This window comes from Fuscovulum ytuae, from assembly GCF_029953595.1.
Taxonomy (GTDB): Bacteria; Pseudomonadota; Alphaproteobacteria; order Rhodobacterales; family Rhodobacteraceae; genus Paragemmobacter; species Paragemmobacter ytuae.
Window position 1 is genome coordinate 75,670 of sequence record NZ_CP124535.1, and the last position, 15,471, is coordinate 91,140.

At 61.7% G+C, this 15,471-nt stretch carries 16 protein-coding genes and 1 tRNA gene; 7 read left to right on the plus strand and 10 right to left on the minus strand.

What is annotated here, in order from left to right; translation table 11 throughout:
• Positions 1–16 precede the first annotated feature (16 nt).
• From QF092_RS00355 to QF092_RS00365, 3 genes are read left to right on the plus strand one after another with little or no spacing between them, the layout of a single operon-like run.
• Positions 17–1,090, plus strand: a complete 1,074-nt coding sequence (locus QF092_RS00355) for an ABC transporter substrate-binding protein (RefSeq protein ID WP_281466504.1) — start codon at positions 17–19, stop codon at positions 1,088–1,090.
• Between the two features lie 59 nt (positions 1,091–1,149).
• On the plus strand, positions 1,150–2,430 hold the full coding sequence (locus QF092_RS00360) for an ABC transporter permease (RefSeq protein ID WP_281466505.1): 1,281 nt from the start codon (positions 1,150–1,152) through the stop codon (positions 2,428–2,430).
• Positions 2,431–2,442: 12 nt separating this feature from the next.
• Positions 2,443–3,381, plus strand: coding sequence for an ABC transporter permease (locus QF092_RS00365; RefSeq protein WP_281466508.1), 939 nt, complete (start codon positions 2,443–2,445; stop codon positions 3,379–3,381).
• Between the two features lie 18 nt (positions 3,382–3,399).
• Here QF092_RS00365 and QF092_RS00370 read toward each other — a convergent pair whose 3' ends face one another.
• The 7 genes from QF092_RS00370 to QF092_RS00400 are packed head-to-tail and all read right to left on the minus strand — an operon-like array spanning position 3,400 to position 9,828.
• Positions 3,400–4,338, minus strand: a complete 939-nt coding sequence (locus QF092_RS00370; RefSeq protein WP_281466510.1) for an AEC family transporter — start codon at positions 4,336–4,338, stop codon at positions 3,400–3,402.
• A gap of 4 nt (positions 4,339–4,342) precedes the next feature.
• Entirely contained in the window at positions 4,343–5,155 is an 813-nt protein-coding gene (locus QF092_RS00375) for an MBL fold metallo-hydrolase (protein ID WP_281466512.1), read from the minus strand.
• Position 5,156: 1 nt separating this feature from the next.
• Positions 5,157–5,969, minus strand: coding sequence for a TatD family hydrolase (locus QF092_RS00380; protein WP_281466513.1), 813 nt, complete (start codon positions 5,967–5,969; stop codon positions 5,157–5,159).
• A 6-nt stretch (positions 5,970–5,975) separates the two neighbouring features.
• On the minus strand, positions 5,976–7,115 hold the full coding sequence (locus QF092_RS00385) for a DNA polymerase III subunit delta' (RefSeq protein WP_281466515.1): 1,140 nt from the start codon (positions 7,113–7,115) through the stop codon (positions 5,976–5,978).
• A gap of 3 nt (positions 7,116–7,118) precedes the next feature.
• A complete protein-coding gene (gene tmk / locus QF092_RS00390) occupies positions 7,119–7,736 on the minus strand; it encodes a dTMP kinase (RefSeq protein ID WP_281466517.1) in 618 nt (205 codons plus the stop codon).
• On the minus strand, positions 7,736–8,920 hold the full coding sequence (locus QF092_RS00395) for a D-alanyl-D-alanine carboxypeptidase family protein (RefSeq protein WP_281466519.1): 1,185 nt from the start codon (positions 8,918–8,920) through the stop codon (positions 7,736–7,738). The genes tmk and QF092_RS00395 overlap by 1 nt, the downstream gene beginning before the upstream one ends.
• A gap of 23 nt (positions 8,921–8,943) precedes the next feature.
• The gene (locus QF092_RS00400) at positions 8,944–9,828 is read right to left on the minus strand and encodes an SPOR domain-containing protein (protein ID WP_281466521.1); all 885 of its coding nucleotides are present in this window, start codon (positions 9,826–9,828) and stop codon (positions 8,944–8,946) included.
• A 235-nt stretch (positions 9,829–10,063) separates the two neighbouring features.
• On the opposite strand from QF092_RS00400, the gene QF092_RS00405 reads away from it, so the two are divergent.
• Positions 10,064–10,153 (plus strand) — tRNA-Ser (locus tag QF092_RS00405).
• Positions 10,154–10,240: 87 nt separating this feature from the next.
• Here the strand turns inward: QF092_RS00405 and QF092_RS00410 are convergent.
• Positions 10,241–11,401, minus strand: a complete 1,161-nt coding sequence (locus QF092_RS00410) for an acyltransferase family protein (RefSeq protein ID WP_281466523.1) — start codon at positions 11,399–11,401, stop codon at positions 10,241–10,243.
• 1 nt (position 11,402) lies between these two features.
• The gene (locus QF092_RS19975) at positions 11,403–11,615 is read right to left on the minus strand and encodes an HGGxSTG domain-containing protein (RefSeq protein WP_420026550.1); all 213 of its coding nucleotides are present in this window, start codon (positions 11,613–11,615) and stop codon (positions 11,403–11,405) included.
• On the opposite strand from QF092_RS19975, the gene QF092_RS00415 reads away from it, so the two are divergent.
• From QF092_RS00415 to istB, 3 genes are all read left to right on the plus strand, one after another.
• The gene (locus QF092_RS00415) at positions 11,615–12,058 is read left to right on the plus strand and encodes a phage integrase N-terminal SAM-like domain-containing protein (protein ID WP_281466526.1); all 444 of its coding nucleotides are present in this window, start codon (positions 11,615–11,617) and stop codon (positions 12,056–12,058) included. The two genes, QF092_RS19975 and QF092_RS00415, sit on opposite strands and share 1 nt — an antisense overlap.
• A gap of 104 nt (positions 12,059–12,162) precedes the next feature.
• Complete coding sequence (gene istA / locus QF092_RS00420) at positions 12,163–13,698, plus strand: IS21 family transposase (RefSeq protein WP_281466528.1); 1,536 nt, start codon at positions 12,163–12,165, stop codon at positions 13,696–13,698.
• Positions 13,688–14,458, plus strand: a complete 771-nt coding sequence (gene istB / locus QF092_RS00425; protein WP_281466530.1) for an IS21-like element helper ATPase IstB — start codon at positions 13,688–13,690, stop codon at positions 14,456–14,458. The genes istA and istB overlap by 11 nt, the downstream gene beginning before the upstream one ends.
• A gap of 229 nt (positions 14,459–14,687) precedes the next feature.
• Here istB and QF092_RS00430 read toward each other — a convergent pair whose 3' ends face one another.
• The gene (locus QF092_RS00430) at positions 14,688–15,464 is read right to left on the minus strand and encodes a nitrilase-related carbon-nitrogen hydrolase (protein ID WP_281466531.1); all 777 of its coding nucleotides are present in this window, start codon (positions 15,462–15,464) and stop codon (positions 14,688–14,690) included.
• Positions 15,465–15,471: the final 7 nt, after the last annotated feature.

Here is a 15,471-nt window from a genome sequence, read left to right on the forward strand (position 1 = left end):
TGGGAGCTAACCAAAGATGAAGAAAATCCTGATCCTGACCACCGCCCTGACCGGCTTTGCCGTTTCGGCATCCGCGCAGGAACTGACGGTGATGAGCTGGGGCGGCGCTTATGGCGAAGCCCAGACTGAGGCACATGTGAAGCCGTGGGCGGCTGCCTCGGGCTTTGCTGCCAAGATGGTGGATAGCGACAACCCGGCGACCCCGATCAAGGCGATGGTCGAAGCGGGCAACGTGACCATCGACGTGGCCTCGCTGGAATACGCCGACGCGATCCGTCTGTGCGACGAAGGCATGCTGGAGCCGATCGACATTGCCTCGCTGCCCGCTGGTGCCGATGGCACCCCGGCTGCCGATGACTTCCTGGCCGGCGCTGTGACGGAATGCGGCGTGTCGACCGACATCTGGTCGACGGTCTTTGCCTATGACGACACCAAGTTCCCGGGCGAAAAGCCGTCGACCGTGGCCGACCTTTTCGATCTGGAGAAGTTCCCGGGTAAGCGCGGCATCCGCAAGGGCGCCAAGGCTGTTCTCGAAGTGGCGCTGATGGCGGATGGCGTCCCGGCGGCGGAAGTCTATGACGTTCTGTCCACCCCGGAAGGCGTGGATCGTGCCTTTGCCAAGCTGGACACGATCAAGTCGGAAGTGGTGTGGTGGGAAGCCGGTTCGCAGGCCCCGCAACTCCTCGCCGATGGTGAAGTGGTCATGACCACCGCTTATAACGGGCGGATCTTCAACGCGGCCATCGCCGAGAACAAGCCCTTTGTCATCGTGTGGGACGGCCAGCTCTACGAGAACGAAATGTACGCGATCCCGAAGGGCGCGCCGAACAAGGATCAGGCGCTTGAGTTCATCAAGTATGCCACCTCGACCGAAGGTCTGCGCGCACAGGCGCAGTACATCTCCTACGGTCCGGCCCGGAAGTCGGCGCTGAAGGAAGAGCTGATCTACAAGGACGGCAAGACCGTCATGGGTCCGCATCTGCCGACCGCGCCGGAGAACATGGGCAATGCGCTGGAAACCTCGGCCGAGTTCTGGGTGGACCGGAATGCGGAACTGAACGAGCGTTTCAACGCTTGGCTTGCGCAGTGATCTGACGACCGGGGGCGCGGGCAATCCGCGCCCCTTTTCTTTTCCGTGAGAGACAGACAATGGCCGATGTGACCGCTTCCGCACCGATGACGGGCCCGCAGAAAGCGGGGACCCTGACGACATCGGATGGCCGTCCCCTGAAGGCGGCACTGGCGCAGGCGCAGGCGCGGGCGAAGCGTCGCGCCTTCCTGCTGGTCGCGCCGCTTTTGGCCTTTGTCGTGCTGACCTTCATCATCCCGATCGGGCAGATGCTGGACCGGTCTTTCCACCATGACGGTTTTTCGAAGAACGCGCCTGCCGTATCGGCGTGGTTCGCATCAACGCCTTCGGGAACGGAGCCGGACGAGGTGGCTTTTGCCGCGCTGGCCGAAGATTTCCGATCCATGAAGGAAAACAAGACAGCGGGCGAGGCGGGGACACGGGTCAATTACACCCTGCCCGAGACGCGGTCTTTGATCACCAAGACGGCGCGCAATGCCGATGATCTTGCCCCTCCTTATAAGGAGGCGTTTCTTGCCATCGATGATCGCTGGGATGATCCGGCCGTCTGGCAGGCGATGCGGTCGTCTTCGACGGCCTATACTTCGGATTTCTACTTGGCCGCGCTTGATCTGGAGCGGGCAGAGGATGGCAGCATCCAGCGCGTGCCGGAGAACAGCCGGATATATGTCTATCTTTTCGTCAAGACTTTCCTCATCTCGGCCCTGATCACGTTCATCTGCCTCCTTCTGGCCTTCCCCGTCGCGCATCTTCTGGCCACGTTGCCGATGGCCAAGGCGAATCTTCTGATGATCCTTGTGCTGCTGCCCTTCTGGACGTCGCTTCTGGTGCGGACGACAAGTTGGATCGTGCTGTTGCAGGGCGAGGGGGTGATCAACGATCTGATGATCTCGCTTGGCTTTATCGGCGATGATGGGCGGTTGAAGATGATCTACAACCAGACCGGCACGATCATCGTGATGACCCATGTGCTTCTGCCCTTCATGATCCTGCCGCTTTATTCGGTGATGCGGGTGATCCCGCCCAGCTATGCCCGGGCCGCGCGCAGCCTTGGGGCCACGAGCTGGACCACCTTCCGGCGCATCTATCTGCCGCAGACCCTGCCGGGGATCGGAGCGGGGGCGCTGCTCGTGTTCATCCTTGCCGTGGGTTATTTCATCACGCCCGCGCTGGTTGGCGGGGCGGATGGTCAGCTGATTTCGAACCTGATCGACTTTCACATGAAGAATTCGAACTGGTCCATGGCGGCGGCGCTGTCGGCGATGCTGCTGGCGGGGGTGCTGGTGCTGTACTGGCTTTATGATCGCCTGATCGGCATTGATAACCTGAAACTCGGCTAAGGAGGCGCGATCATGGCCCTGCCCATCTATGCAAGCCCCTTGGAGCGGATCTGGCACTATACCTATCTGGTCCTGTGCACGGCGATCTTCATTTTCCTGATCTCGCCCATCCTTGTGGTGATCCCGCTTTCGTTCAATGCGGAGCCCTATTTCACCTTTACCGAGGCGATGCTGACCTTCGATCCGGTGGGCTATTCGTTGCGCTGGTATGATGCGCTGCTGACCTTGGGGATGCAGACGCCGGAAGCATTGCGCGATGGCGCGTGGTGGAGCGACATGTGGCAGAATTCCACATGGGTGCGGGCGGCGAAGAATTCGATCATCGTGGGGTTCTGGGCGACGATCCTTGCCACGGTTCTGGGCACGCTGGCGGCGCTGGGCCTGTCGCGGCCTGAGATGCCGTATCGGCGTGTGGTGATGGCCATCCTGATCAGCCCGATGATCGTGCCGATCATCATCATCGCCACGGGGCTGTTCTTTTTCTACTCCAACCCCTGTTCCATCATCGGGATGTCATGCGGGCGGCTGACCAGCACCTATCTGGGGGTGATCCTTGCCCATACCACGCTGGGCATCCCCTTTGTGATCATCACGGTGACGGCGACGCTGTCCGGTTTTGACCAATCGCTGATCCGCGCGTCGGCCAGTCTTGGGGCATCGCCGTCGCGGACCTTTTTCAAGGTCATCATGCCCTTGATCCTGCCGGGGGTGGTGTCGGGGGCGTTGTTTGCCTTTGTCACCTCGTTCGATGAGGTGGTGGCGGTGCTGTTCATCGCAGGCCCGGACCAACAGACCATCCCGCGGCAGATGTGGAACGGCATCCGCGAGGCGATCAGCCCGGCCATTCTTGCGGTGGCGACGATCCTTGTCGTGATCTCCATCGCGCTGCTTGCGACGGTGGAACTGCTGCGGCGGCGGTCGGAGCGGTTGCGGGGCGTGACGCCGCATTGAGGTGCGATCCCGCCCGCGTCAGGGCAAGATGTGCAACCAAAGCCAGATGGTGCCGATGGAGAGGGCCGTTGCGATAAGGACCGTCGACGCGGCCACGCGCTTTCCCACGCCGTAGAGATTGGCGAAAAGGTAGGCGTTGACGCCCGGTGCCATGGCGGCGGTCATCACTGCCGAGCGGAGGCCATCCGTTCCAAGGCCGAAGACGAAGCGGCCAAGGCCATAAGTCAGGGCCGGATGCAGGATGAGCGAACAGGCCGTGAGCATGGCGATGATCCGGAAATCCCCATCGGGTCTGTAGCGCAGAAGGACGCCACCAAGGCCGAAAAGGGCGGTCGGGATGGCCGTTCCGGCCACCATGCCGATGGCGGACCAAGCCACGGTCGGCAAGGGCAGGCCGGATAGGTTCACCGCGAAGCCTGCCGCGATGCCTAGGACGAGGGGTTGGGAAAAGATCGCCCTAACGATCTGGCGGATAAGGGCAAGGCCCGACAGGCCCTGACCGCGCGTGCGCGCCCATTCCATCACGGTGATGCCGAAGGCGTAGAAGATCGGCGCATGGATCGAGATGATGGCGAAGTTGCCGGCCAAAGCCGCAGTCCCATAGGCGCGTTCGGTGATTGGCACGCCCAGAAGGAGCGAATTTGAAAAGAGTGCGACGAAGCCGATCGCGGTGGCATCGGTGACGGGTCGGCGGAAGAACAGGATCGCCGCCGTGAAGGCCGTGAAAAAGGACGTGAAGGCGGCAAGGTAGAAGGAGAGGAAGAGCGCGGGCTGGAAGGTTGCGGCAAGGTCAAGCCGCGCGATGGAGGAAAACAGAAGGGTGGGGGCCGCGAAGTTTTGCGCGTAGCGCATCAGGGCATCCACCGCATCGGCCCCGAAGAGGCGGGCGCGGGCGGCGGCATAGCCCATGCCGATGACAAGGAAAACCGGCAGGATGACGTCAAGGAGGGCGTTCACGGGATCAGGCCTGATTGCCGTATTCGATCACCATGCCATCATGGGCGGGGCGGATATGGGGGGGAAGCTCTGCCTCCAATTCTGCGAAGTCGAGGTCGTGATGCATGTTGGTGATGACGGCGCGCGCAGGGCGGGCGCGGGCGATCCAGTCGAGTGTCAGGGCAAGATGGGCATGGGTCGGATGCGGTTTGCGGCGCAGGGCATCGACGATCCAGCAATCAAGGTCTGTGAGGTGGGGCCAGCTGGTTTCGGGGATATCCACCGCGTCGGGCAGATAGGCGAGGGGACCGATGCGGAAGCCAAGCGCGTCCATGCTGCCGTGATGGGCGGTGAAGGGGGTGAAGGTCAGCGTGCCGCCTGCGCCTGCGATATGAACATCGCCCTCGATCAGGTTGAGGTCGAGGATGGGCGGGTAGGGGCTGCCCGCGGGTTGCACGAAGGCATAGCCGAAGCGGGCGATCAGCGCATCCTGCGTGGGGCCATCGGCCCAGACGGGGAGGCGGCGGCGCAGGTTGAAGACGATCTGGCGCAGATCATCAAGGCCGTGGACATGGTCGGCATGGGAATGGGTGTAGATCACCGCATCCAGCGTGCCGATCCCGGCATCCAGCAGTTGTTCGCGCATGTCGGGCGTGGTGTCGATCAGCACGCGGGTGGTGCCGTCGGCGGTTTCGCGTTCCACCAGCAAGGAACAGCGGCGACGGCGGTTCTTGGGGTTTGCCGGATCGCAGGCCCCCCAGTCGCCGCCGGGTGGGCCGAGGCGGGGCACACCGCCCGAAGACCCGCAGCCAAGGATGGTAAAGCGCAGGGTGGCCATGTTAGGCGGCCTTTGCCTTGCGCGCGGCGCGGGGGAAGAGGCGGTCGAAATTCGCCGTCGTCTGCGCAGCGAACTCTGCCTCGCTCATCCCGTACAGTGCGGCACCTGTCTTGGCGGTGAAGGCGGTATAGGCGGGTTCATTCCTTTTGCCGCGATAAGGGATCGGGGCAAGGTAGGGGCTATCGGTTTCCAGAAGGATGCGGTCCACGGGTGCGGCAGCGAAGATATCGCGGAGTTCCTGCGATTTCGGGAAGGTCGCGATGCCGGACATGGACAAATAGAAGCCAAGGTCGAGCGCGGCCTTGGCCAGTGCCGCACCGGAGGAGAAGCAATGCATGACGCAGGTGTAGGGGCCTTCGCGGAAGCCTTCGGTCAGGATCGCGGCCATGTCGTCATCCGCTGCGCGTGAATGGATGATGAGGGGCAGGCCCGTCTCTTGCGCCGCCGTGATGTGCAGGCGGAGCGAGGTCTTTTGCACCTCGGCGCTGTCGGCGGTGTAGTGGTAGTCAAGGCCCGTCTCGCCGATGCCCACGAATTTCGGATGGCGCGACAGGGCGATAAGTTGCTCCACCGTGGCGAGGGGTTCTTCAGCGGCGCTCATCGGGTGGGTGCCAGCGGCGTAGAAGACGCCGTCATGCGCCTCGGCAATCGCGCGGACGGTGGGTTCGTTCTTCAGTCTTGTGCAGATGGTGACCATGCGCGTCACACCTGCGGCACGGGCGCGGGCGATCACATCGGGCAGTTCCCCGATCAGGTCGGGAAAATCGAGATGGCAATGGCTGTCGACAAGTTCGGGCGGTGTATCGGAGGGCATGGATGCTCACCTCTGGGCGAGCGTTCCCGCCGTCTTTTCAAGGGTCAGAACCATATCCATGAGAAGTGCGGCAGGGTCAAGGTTCACCGCCTTGCCACGGCGCGCGCGCTGGGCGAGCGATTGGGCAATCTCAGCCCAAAGGCGGGCGGCATCGGGGGCGTCGGCAAGCCGGGTGAGGAGGGCGGATTCGCCCTTTGCCGCCTCGGGTGGAAGTTGGCGGGTGGCGGCGGCGCGGGCGAGACGGGTCAGGAAAAGGTCGATCAGGGTGAGGATGAGGTCAAACTGCGCCTCGGCCCCCCGGCCGGCGCCAAGTTCGGCCAGTGCAAGGGCGCGGGGGCGATCAAGGCGGGGGAGGGAGGAGAAGAGATCGATCAGCAGGGCGTATAGTTTCAACCCGTCGAGATTGGTCAGGCGGAAGGCTTCGCCCACGCTGCCCCCGGCGAGTTCGGCAAGGGGCTGGGCCTGATCATCGGCCACCTCACCCCCGGCGGCGGTCAGGGCCTTTGCCAATGCGTCGGGCGGCAGGGCGGACAGGCGCAACTCGCGGCAGCGGGAGCGGATGGTGGGCAGAAGGCGGTGGGGTTGATGGGCGATCAGCAGAAAGGTTGCCCCTGCGGGCGGTTCCTCGAGAAGTTTCAGCACGGCATTGGCGGCCGAAGTGTTAAGCTCGTCGGCGGCGTCGATGATGGCGACGCGGCGGCCGCCATCGGCGGCGGACATGGCGAAGAAGGATTTGAGCGCGCGCGCCTCTTCCACCGTGATTTCCTGGCGCAGGCGGCTGTTCTTGTCATCCCATGGGCGGCGCAGGAGAAAGAGGCGCGGTTCCGATAGGGCATGAAGGCGACGGGCGAGGGGCGTGTCGTTTGGCGTGTCGAGGGTTTCGGGTGGGGGTGGGGCGCCGAAAAGGCCGCCGTCATCGACGGGCGCATCCAGCAAGAACCGCGCGATGCGCCAGGCGAGCGTGGCCTTTCCCACGCCTCGCGGGCCGGAAATGAGCCAGCCATGATGCAGGCGGCCGGAATTGAAGGCGGATAGGAAGGTCGCCTCGGCGGCGTCATGGCCAAAGAGGTGGGCCGTGTCGCGCGGGTGGGGTGCGCCTTCGATGCGGTCGGGTTCGGGGATGTCTTCGGGGGCGGTGGTGGCCATCGGTCAGCCCAGATGCCGCAGGACGGTGGCGCGGATATCGGCGGCGACGGCATCTGCGTCACGCGCGCCGTCGATCAGCCGAAAGCGGGGATGGTGGGCGGCCAGCGCAAGAAAGCCCGCACGCATGCGGGTCTGGGTGTCCAGCCCCATATCCTCGAACCGCAATTCAGTGCCGGCGCGGGCGCGGGCGCGGGACAGACCGACGGCAGGGTCGATGTCGACAAGGATCGTGAGGTCGGGTTCGGTGCCGATCATCAGGTCATGCAGGCGGTCCACCGTCGCCACCAGATCGCCGCGCGTGATGCCCTGATAGATGCGGGTCGAGTCGGCGAAGCGATCGGTGATGACGATCTCGCCGCGTGCCAGCGCCGGGCGGATGGTCTTTTCCAGATGGTCGCGCCGGGCGGCGGTGAAGAGGAGGATCTCAGTCTCGGCCGACCAGCGGTCGGGGTCGCCTTCAAGCACAAGGCGGCGGATTTCTTCTGCCCCCGGTGATCCGCCCGGTTCGCGGGTTAGGGTGACGGCATGGCCTTTGGCGCGCAGGGTTTCGGCCAAGCGGCGGGCCTGTGTGGATTTGCCGGACCCGTCGATTCCTTCGAAACTGAGGAAGAGGCCGGGCATCAGGAGGCCGGGGTCGCGCTATCCGACAGGTATCGCTGCATCAGCACCTGCGCGGCGGTGGTCAGCCGCTTGACGAAGCCGCCTGTGGCGACATCGGCTTCGGCCACCAATGGGATGCGGGCATCGGGCAGGTCAGGGACATGCACGATCAATTCGCCCATCGGCTGGCCTGCCGTGACGGGGGCCTTGACCGGGCTGGTAAAGACGACCTCGGCGGTCATGCTGTCTTGCACAAGGGCCGGGACAAGAAGGCGCACATCCGCCGAAGGCACCAGACCCACGGTTTCGGTTGCGCCCATCCAGACCGGTGCCTCGGCCACGCGGGTGCCTGCGGTGACGACCGTTTTTTCGGCAAACTGGCGGAATGCCCAGTTTACGATGGCTTCGGATTCCTCGGCACGGTCCTTGTCGGAGGCGAGGCCTGTGATGACGAAGATCACACGGCGTTCGCCCATGGTGGCGGAGCCCACAAGGCCATAGCCCGCTTCGGAGGTGTGGCCAGTTTTCAGGCCATCGGCCTGCCAATCAGCGGCGGCGATGCGCAGAAGGGGATTGCGGTTGTTGGCATTGGCCGGGGCGCGGTCTTTATAGTTGAATTCGGTCTCGGCGAAGATCGGATAGTATTCGGGGAATTCGAGGATCAGCCGCTTGGCAAGGATGCCCAGATCGCGCATCGACATGCGGTGGCCGGGATCGGGCCAGCCAGAGGAATTCTTGAAGACGGCATTCGTCATCCCCAAGGCACGCCCGCGTTCCGTCATCAGGCGGGCGAAGGCCTCTTCGGTGCCTGACAGGCCTTCGGCTACGACGACACAGGCGTCGTTGCCGGAGTTTATGATCATCCCACGGACAAGGTCCAACACCGTGGGGCGATCGGTTTCATTGAGGAACATGGTCGAGCCGCCCATCGCCCGCGCGCGCGACGATACGGAGAATGTGGTTTCCGGCGTGACGCGGCCATCGCGCAGCGCCTCGAACAGCATGTTGATCGTCATCAATTTGGACATGGAAGCCGGGGGCAGGGGGGTATCGGCGTTCTTGTCCAAAAGGACGGTCTGCGTGGTTACGTCATAGACCCAGGCCGCCGTGGCGCGCGTTTCGAAGGCGCGGGCCGGCAGAGCCGCGATCAGAAAGAGCACGATAAGGGCGGCAAGGCGGGCGGCGGCACGGGGCAGGCGGAACATGCGGCGGCGGTCCTTTCTAGGGGTCAGCGGCGGATCACATAGGCATCGGAGAAGCCCAGCCCGCGCACTTTGGTCAAAAGCGCCTCACGCCCGCCGGTGCCGGTGGCGGTCACGCTCCACCATGTTTTACCCTGCGTGGTTTCCTTGCGGGAGGTGGCGCTGATCCCCGCTTTCTGAAGCGTCTGGACGGCGCGGTTGGCGTTGGGCTCTTGCGAGAAGATACCGATCTGGACGGTGATCGCGCCTGCGGCAGGGGCGGGCGCGGTGCCTGTAGGGGCGGATGAGATGACAGGGGCGGCAGGCTGGGCGGCCTCGGCCTTGTCGATGGCGTTGGCGGCGATTGCGGCGACCGAGACGGAACCTGGTGCAGCGGGTGCGGCAGGGGCAGCTTCGGCGGCTGCGGTGGCCGTCACCGGTTCATTGGCATCCAGAAGGGGCCGGGTTGCATCGGTTTCGGCGGGCACTTCCTCACGCCGAAGGGCGGTGACAGAGAGCGTGCCGGGCTGGCCCGCCAGAAGACCCAGCGCATCTGCTGCGTCAGAGGAGATTTGCAGTTTTGGGCCGGGATTGAACGCTTCACGCTTGAAGAGCGCGCCGATGACGAATTTGCCATTGGCAGGGTTGCGCAGGATGACGCGTTCGGGATCGGTCGCATCTGGCGAGGCAACCCAGACGCCGCCCAAGGAGGGGCGGCCATCCCAAAGCGCCTGATCGGTGACTTGAAACACCTCTGGCGCCTCGACATCGCGGTCCACCAAGGTGACGGAGCGCGCGGGGGCGGCGGCGTCAGTCGCGGCGCCGCTGTCATCCGCTTTGCGCGCGAAGGGGTTCTGCCCCGGCTGGCAGGCGGCCAGCATAAGGACGGTTGAAAGAAGAAGCGCGCTGCGCATCTGCGAAAATCCTGCCATTCCTTGCCCCATTGCCCGCACGTTCCTGCCGCGCGTGGTTCCGGCCCGTTGCGGGCCTGTCGGTTGTCTTTCCTGCCCAAAGTCCGACCTTGCCGCGAAATAGCGCAAAGTGCGAACAGCGGGATCATACAGGCTGGTCTGACGGGTGGAAAGGCCGGGGGGAGGAGATGGGCGGAAAACTCACGCCATCGTGGCCTTTCAGAATCGGTTCGGTGCGTCTAGGTAGCCAAGCGTCGGAGGAGTGGCCGAGAGGTTTAAGGCACCGGTCTTGAAAACCGACGTGGGGGGAACCCCACCGTGGGTTCGAATCCCACCTCCTCCGCCACATATGCGCCATAAGTCATTGATATAATAGTGAAATTTTTTCGGATAACGTGATTCATCCCCCACGCCGTCCCCCAATTGGATTTCATTAGGTTGCGCTAGGGGGACTGCTGATTGACAGGCCTCGCCTTGCCGTCTTGAGCTTCAGGAAAGGTTTCTCGACTACATGCCAAGAAAAAATCCCACATGCGAACACGAGCGGGGTCGCCACTAGAATGTTGATGAGCGGCTCCTCAATTCCAGCCATCGCAACGGCTTGCTGTATAGGAAAGGCATAGATGTAGACACCGTAGGAATAGTCACCGAGCTTATTGTAGCGTGCCAAGATAGGAAGGTTGGCGAAACCAAAGAGGAAAGCGCCGTAAGATAGTGCGACCACGAATGCGAGTAAGAAGGCTGGAGTAGGCCAAGCCAAGCCTGCAAAAGCCACCAACCCTAAAGCTATCCATTTCGATAGGATGACCCTGTCAGACCAGACGAAGAACGCCATCCCAATGACAAAGGGAAACCCAACGTAAACAAGTATTTGCGGAAGAAATGGAAGCTTGAGGCCTTGGTCTAGAGCCACTAGCCGAACAATGTATCCTGCCGTGCAAACGATGACTATTGCTCCAAATAGCTTTGATCGCCTGAGGATGCCCAGCAAGCCGCAGGATAGCACACCGGCATAGCAAATTACCTCTAGGGGTAGTGACCAAAGCGAGCCGTTTATGGCGTTCTCAAGGGGATTCTGGACGAACACACCGGGGAGGCTACCAACAGACGGCGCAACACCCAGAAGTGCGCCCATACCCATAGTGGCCTGACTCAAGAGATACCCGGGCACAGCTGACCAAAATGTAGAACTATCAACACCGACCTTAACCAATGCCGCCAAAGCAACCGTAGCAAGTAGCATGACGAAAAGGCCCGGCAAAATGCGCAGTGCGCGCGCCGTTAAGAAACTCAGGGCGTTGGGATGGTTCGAATAGCTTGAGGTTATGAAAAACCCAGATATGGCAAAGAACACAAACACGCAGGCTCTGCCCAGGTTTTCGCCTTTCAGAGCTACCTCAAATGGTTCCAGCGCGTTCCCGCCCAGACTGAGCGGAAAAGCGTGCGACACGAGCACCCCTGTGGCCGCAATCATACGCAACAAGTTAAAGTTGTTCTCTCTCGTAAGACAATCTGAAATTGTCATCATGGTTGCTTGCTCGTCTGAATGCGCCGGACATTGGTAGGTGCGCACTCTGTGCAAATCAAGCTGCACACTAGCTCAGTTTTGTCTTGGCGATCTGTTCTTTCTTCAATAGCCCCTTCCCCCATCTGGCCCGCTGTGCCTCGGCTATCCTTGCGCGCCCTTCCTCCGTCCTAGGCCCTGTGCTCATCCCGCCGTGAAACTTGCAGCGCCGCTTACCGCTTTCGCTGTTATTGCGGCATGGCTCACCCTTCCTTGTCTTGGCCCCGCGAAGAAGACGAGTCAGTGCCTGTTGATATTGGGATTACTGGCACATTCGGATTGGAAGGCCTCCACACAGCCAATGACAGGATCATTCACGAGTGGCTTACCTATGCCGGACGGTACGACGTGAAGACCGTGGATCGGCACCTTTCGGCGATCCGATATTTTGAAGATCTAGTGGCGGGAAAGCACTTCAGCAAACTGACCCGTGACGATGTTGCCAAAGTCAGAGACGATCTAAAGAGGCGCGCGGAACCAGACTCTACCGATTGTTTGTCCGCTTCCTCGATCAAGCATTTTGTTTCGTACCTATCAGCGTTCTTTGACTGGCTGGTGAAGCAGGACGGGTTCAAAGGCCTTCCAAAGGATCTGCAAGGGTACCTGAAACTGCCTAAGGCGGTCTTGGCATCTGCCGTGCAGGTGCTGCACAAGGACTATCCTTCCATCAACGAGGCTAAGTGTTGATTTCCACTGAGAGCTGACCCGGTTCGGCCCCGGATTTCCATTGAGATTTGACCCATGTGACCCTCCCCCGAGCGAAGCGCGAGGGGGTCAACGGAGTGATCGACATGGGACTATTGAACGTGATCCGTAAGCTGCGCCTTCGACAGGGTTTGCCGATCCGCGAGATCGCGCGGCGCACTGGACTGTCACGCAACACCATCAAGAAGTATCTGAAGGCGGATGTGATCGAGCCGCATTTTGCGACGCCGGAGCGCCCGAGCAAGCTTGATCCCTTTGCCGAGAAGCTGGCGGGCTGGCTGAAGAACAATGCTGGGAAGCCGCGCAAAGAACGGCAGACGCTGACGAAGATGCATGCCGATCTGGTGACGCTCGGCTTCACTGGCTCTTACAATCGTGTGGCGGCTTTCGCGCGAGAATGGCGAGCAGATCGGCAGCGTGAGCAGCAAACGACAGGTCGAGGGACGTTCGTTCCGCTGGCCTTCCGTGCTGGCGAAGCGTTCCAGTTCGACTGGAGCGAGGACTTCGTGGTCGTTGGCGGTGAGCGCACGAAGCTTCAGGTCGTCCATATCAAGCTGTCGCACAGTCGGGCCTTTCTCCTGCGCGCCTATCCTTTGCAGACCCATGAGATGCTGTTCGATGCCCATTGGCACGCGTTCCGGGTCTTCGGGGGCGTGCCGGAACGGGGCATCTACGACAATATGAAGACGGCGGTGGATCGTGTGGGCCGCGGAAAGGCCCGTGAGGTCAATATCCGCTTCCTCGCTATGGCGAACCATTATGTCTTCGAGCCCGAGTTCTGCAATCCGGCGGCAGGGTGGGAGAAGGGACAGGTCGAGAAGAATGTCCGTGACGCCCGCCATCAGATGCTGCACGGCATGCCGAACTTTCCTGATCTTGCCGCGCTGAACGCTTGGCTGGAGAGGCGCTGCATCGCGCTGTGGCATGAGACCGCCCATGGCACTCTGCCCGGAACCATCGCCGATGTCTGGGCAGAGGAACGTAGGACCTTGATGCCTCTGCCTGTGGCGTTTGACGGCTTTGTCGAGGTGAGCAAGCGTGTCTCACCCACCTGCCTGATCAGCTTCGAGCGCAATCGCTACAGCGTTCCGGCATCATTTGCGAACCGGCCCGTCAGTCTGCGGGTCTATCCCGACCGATTGGTGGTGGCGGCGGAGGGCAACATCCTGTGCGAACATGTCCGCCTGATCCAGCGCAGTCACAAGTTGCCCCCGCAGACGATCTATGACTGGCGGCACTATCTGGCGGTCGTGCAACGCAAGCCCGGTGCTCTTCGCAATGGCGCACCCTTCCTCGAACTGCCACCTGCCTTCAGGCAGTTGCAGGATCAGATGCTCCGTAAGCCCGGTGGTGATCGTGAGATGGTGGATATCCTTGCGCTCGTCTTGCAGCACGATGAGCAGGCCGTGCTGACCGCCGTGGAATTGGCACTGACAGAGGGTGTGCCGACCAAGACCCATGTGCTGAACCTCCTACACCGCCTTGTCGACGGCAAGGTGATCGGTGGGCCACCGCTGGATACTCCGCAAGCGTTGATCCTGAGGCATGAACCCAAGGCAAATGTCGAACGCTATGACGCTCTGCGCAGCCAGATCGCTGCAGGAGGCCGCCATGCGTCATGACCCTGCCGCAGGTGCCATCGTCATCATGCTTCGCAGCTTGAAGATGTATGGCATGGCCCAAGCCGTTGAAGATCTCATCGAACAGGGCGCACCTGCATTTGAAGCCGCCATCCCAATTCTGTCGCAACTGCTGAAGGCCGAATTGGCCGAACGGGAGGTGCGCTCCATCGCCTATCACATGAAGGCGGCGCGCTTCCCAGCCTACAAGGACCTCTCGGGCTTCGACTTCGCCGCCAGCGAGATCAACGAGGTCACTGTCCGGACGCTGCATCGCTGCGAGTTCCTCGACGGCGCTCAGAATGTCGTCCTGATCGGCGGGCCGGGCACCGGCAAGACACATGTCGCGACGGCTCTTGGTATCCAGGCAATAGAGCATCACCGCCGCAAGGTCCGCTTCTTCTCCACAATCGAACTGGTCAACGCCCTCGAACAGGAAAAGGCCAAGGGCAAGGCGGGGCAGATTGCCGAAAGCCTGACCCGCCTCGACCTCGTGATCCTCGACGAGCTTGGATACCTGCCGTTCAGTGCCTCGGGCGGGGCGTTGCTGTTCCACCTGCTCAGCAAGCTTTACGAGCGCACCAGCGTCGCCATCACTACCAACCTCAGCTTCAGCGAATGGGCCACGGTCTTCGGCGACGCCAAGATGACCACGGCCCTGCTCGACCGCCTAACCCACCGCTGCCACATCTTGGAGACCGGAAACGACAGCTTCCGCTTCAAGGCAAGTTCAGCCGCAGCAGCCCGAAAGAAGAAGGAATGAAACCGTGCATTGACCCACGCATGACCCAAAAGCCATAACCAACAGTGGGTCACTTCTCGATGGAAAACCCGGGTCGGCTCTTAGTGGAAATCAACAGACATTTGTCAGAGCACTATTGATGAGCGCTAGAAGTGACATAGCAGGACGATTGGTAACACTCACCTTTTTTGGCATGTCTTCCCGCCGACTGTTCATACCGTACAACCCAATTTGCGATTGCCGGACGGGCTCAGGAACGCAGCAAATGCCCAAGGTGACCAAGATAATCTAATTGATCGCGAGCCTTGATGACATCATCGGACTTGATGGTCACGTCTAACAGACATTCGACCGTCAGGGCGTTTGCCATCGTGCGGCCATCCGGACCCACGACAAGGCTGCGTCCGCAAAAGGGCGCGGCTTCGTCGTCACCGGCATAGTTGCAATAGGCGACGAAGATGCCGTTCTCGCAGGCGCGGGTTGGGATAACCGCGTCAGGGATGACCCGCCATTTCGGGCTAAGCGCGGTGGGCACGATCAAAAGCAGTGCCCCTTCCAGACTGGCCCGACGGACAAGCTCTGGGAACTCGGCGTCGAGGCAGATCAAGAGGGCTATGGGTATGCCTTTGATCTCAAAGACCGGCGCAGGGCCGCCTTTGGTGAAACACTCGCGCTCGTAGTCATTGGCGGTAGTTTGTTTGCGGTAATTGGCCAGAACAGCGCCATCGGCACCAATGCAGATCGCGCTGTTAAAGATGCGCCCGCTATCGGCTTCGGCATAACCAAGGACAATGGCTTTGCAATGGCGGACAGCCAGCGCCCGAACACAGGCGATAAAGGGACCTCGCTGGTCGACTGCTTCCGCGCGAGATAACATCACGTCGCCATAGCCCGGCCAGCACAACTCGGGAGTAATCAGGACATCAGCCCGAGTTCGCGCCATAGCCTTGTCCAGGGCCTCAAGAAAACCTTCCCGGGATGGTTCGACGGGCGCCCGCTGCCAGAGGGCAAGTTTCACTTCCGTCATGTCACTC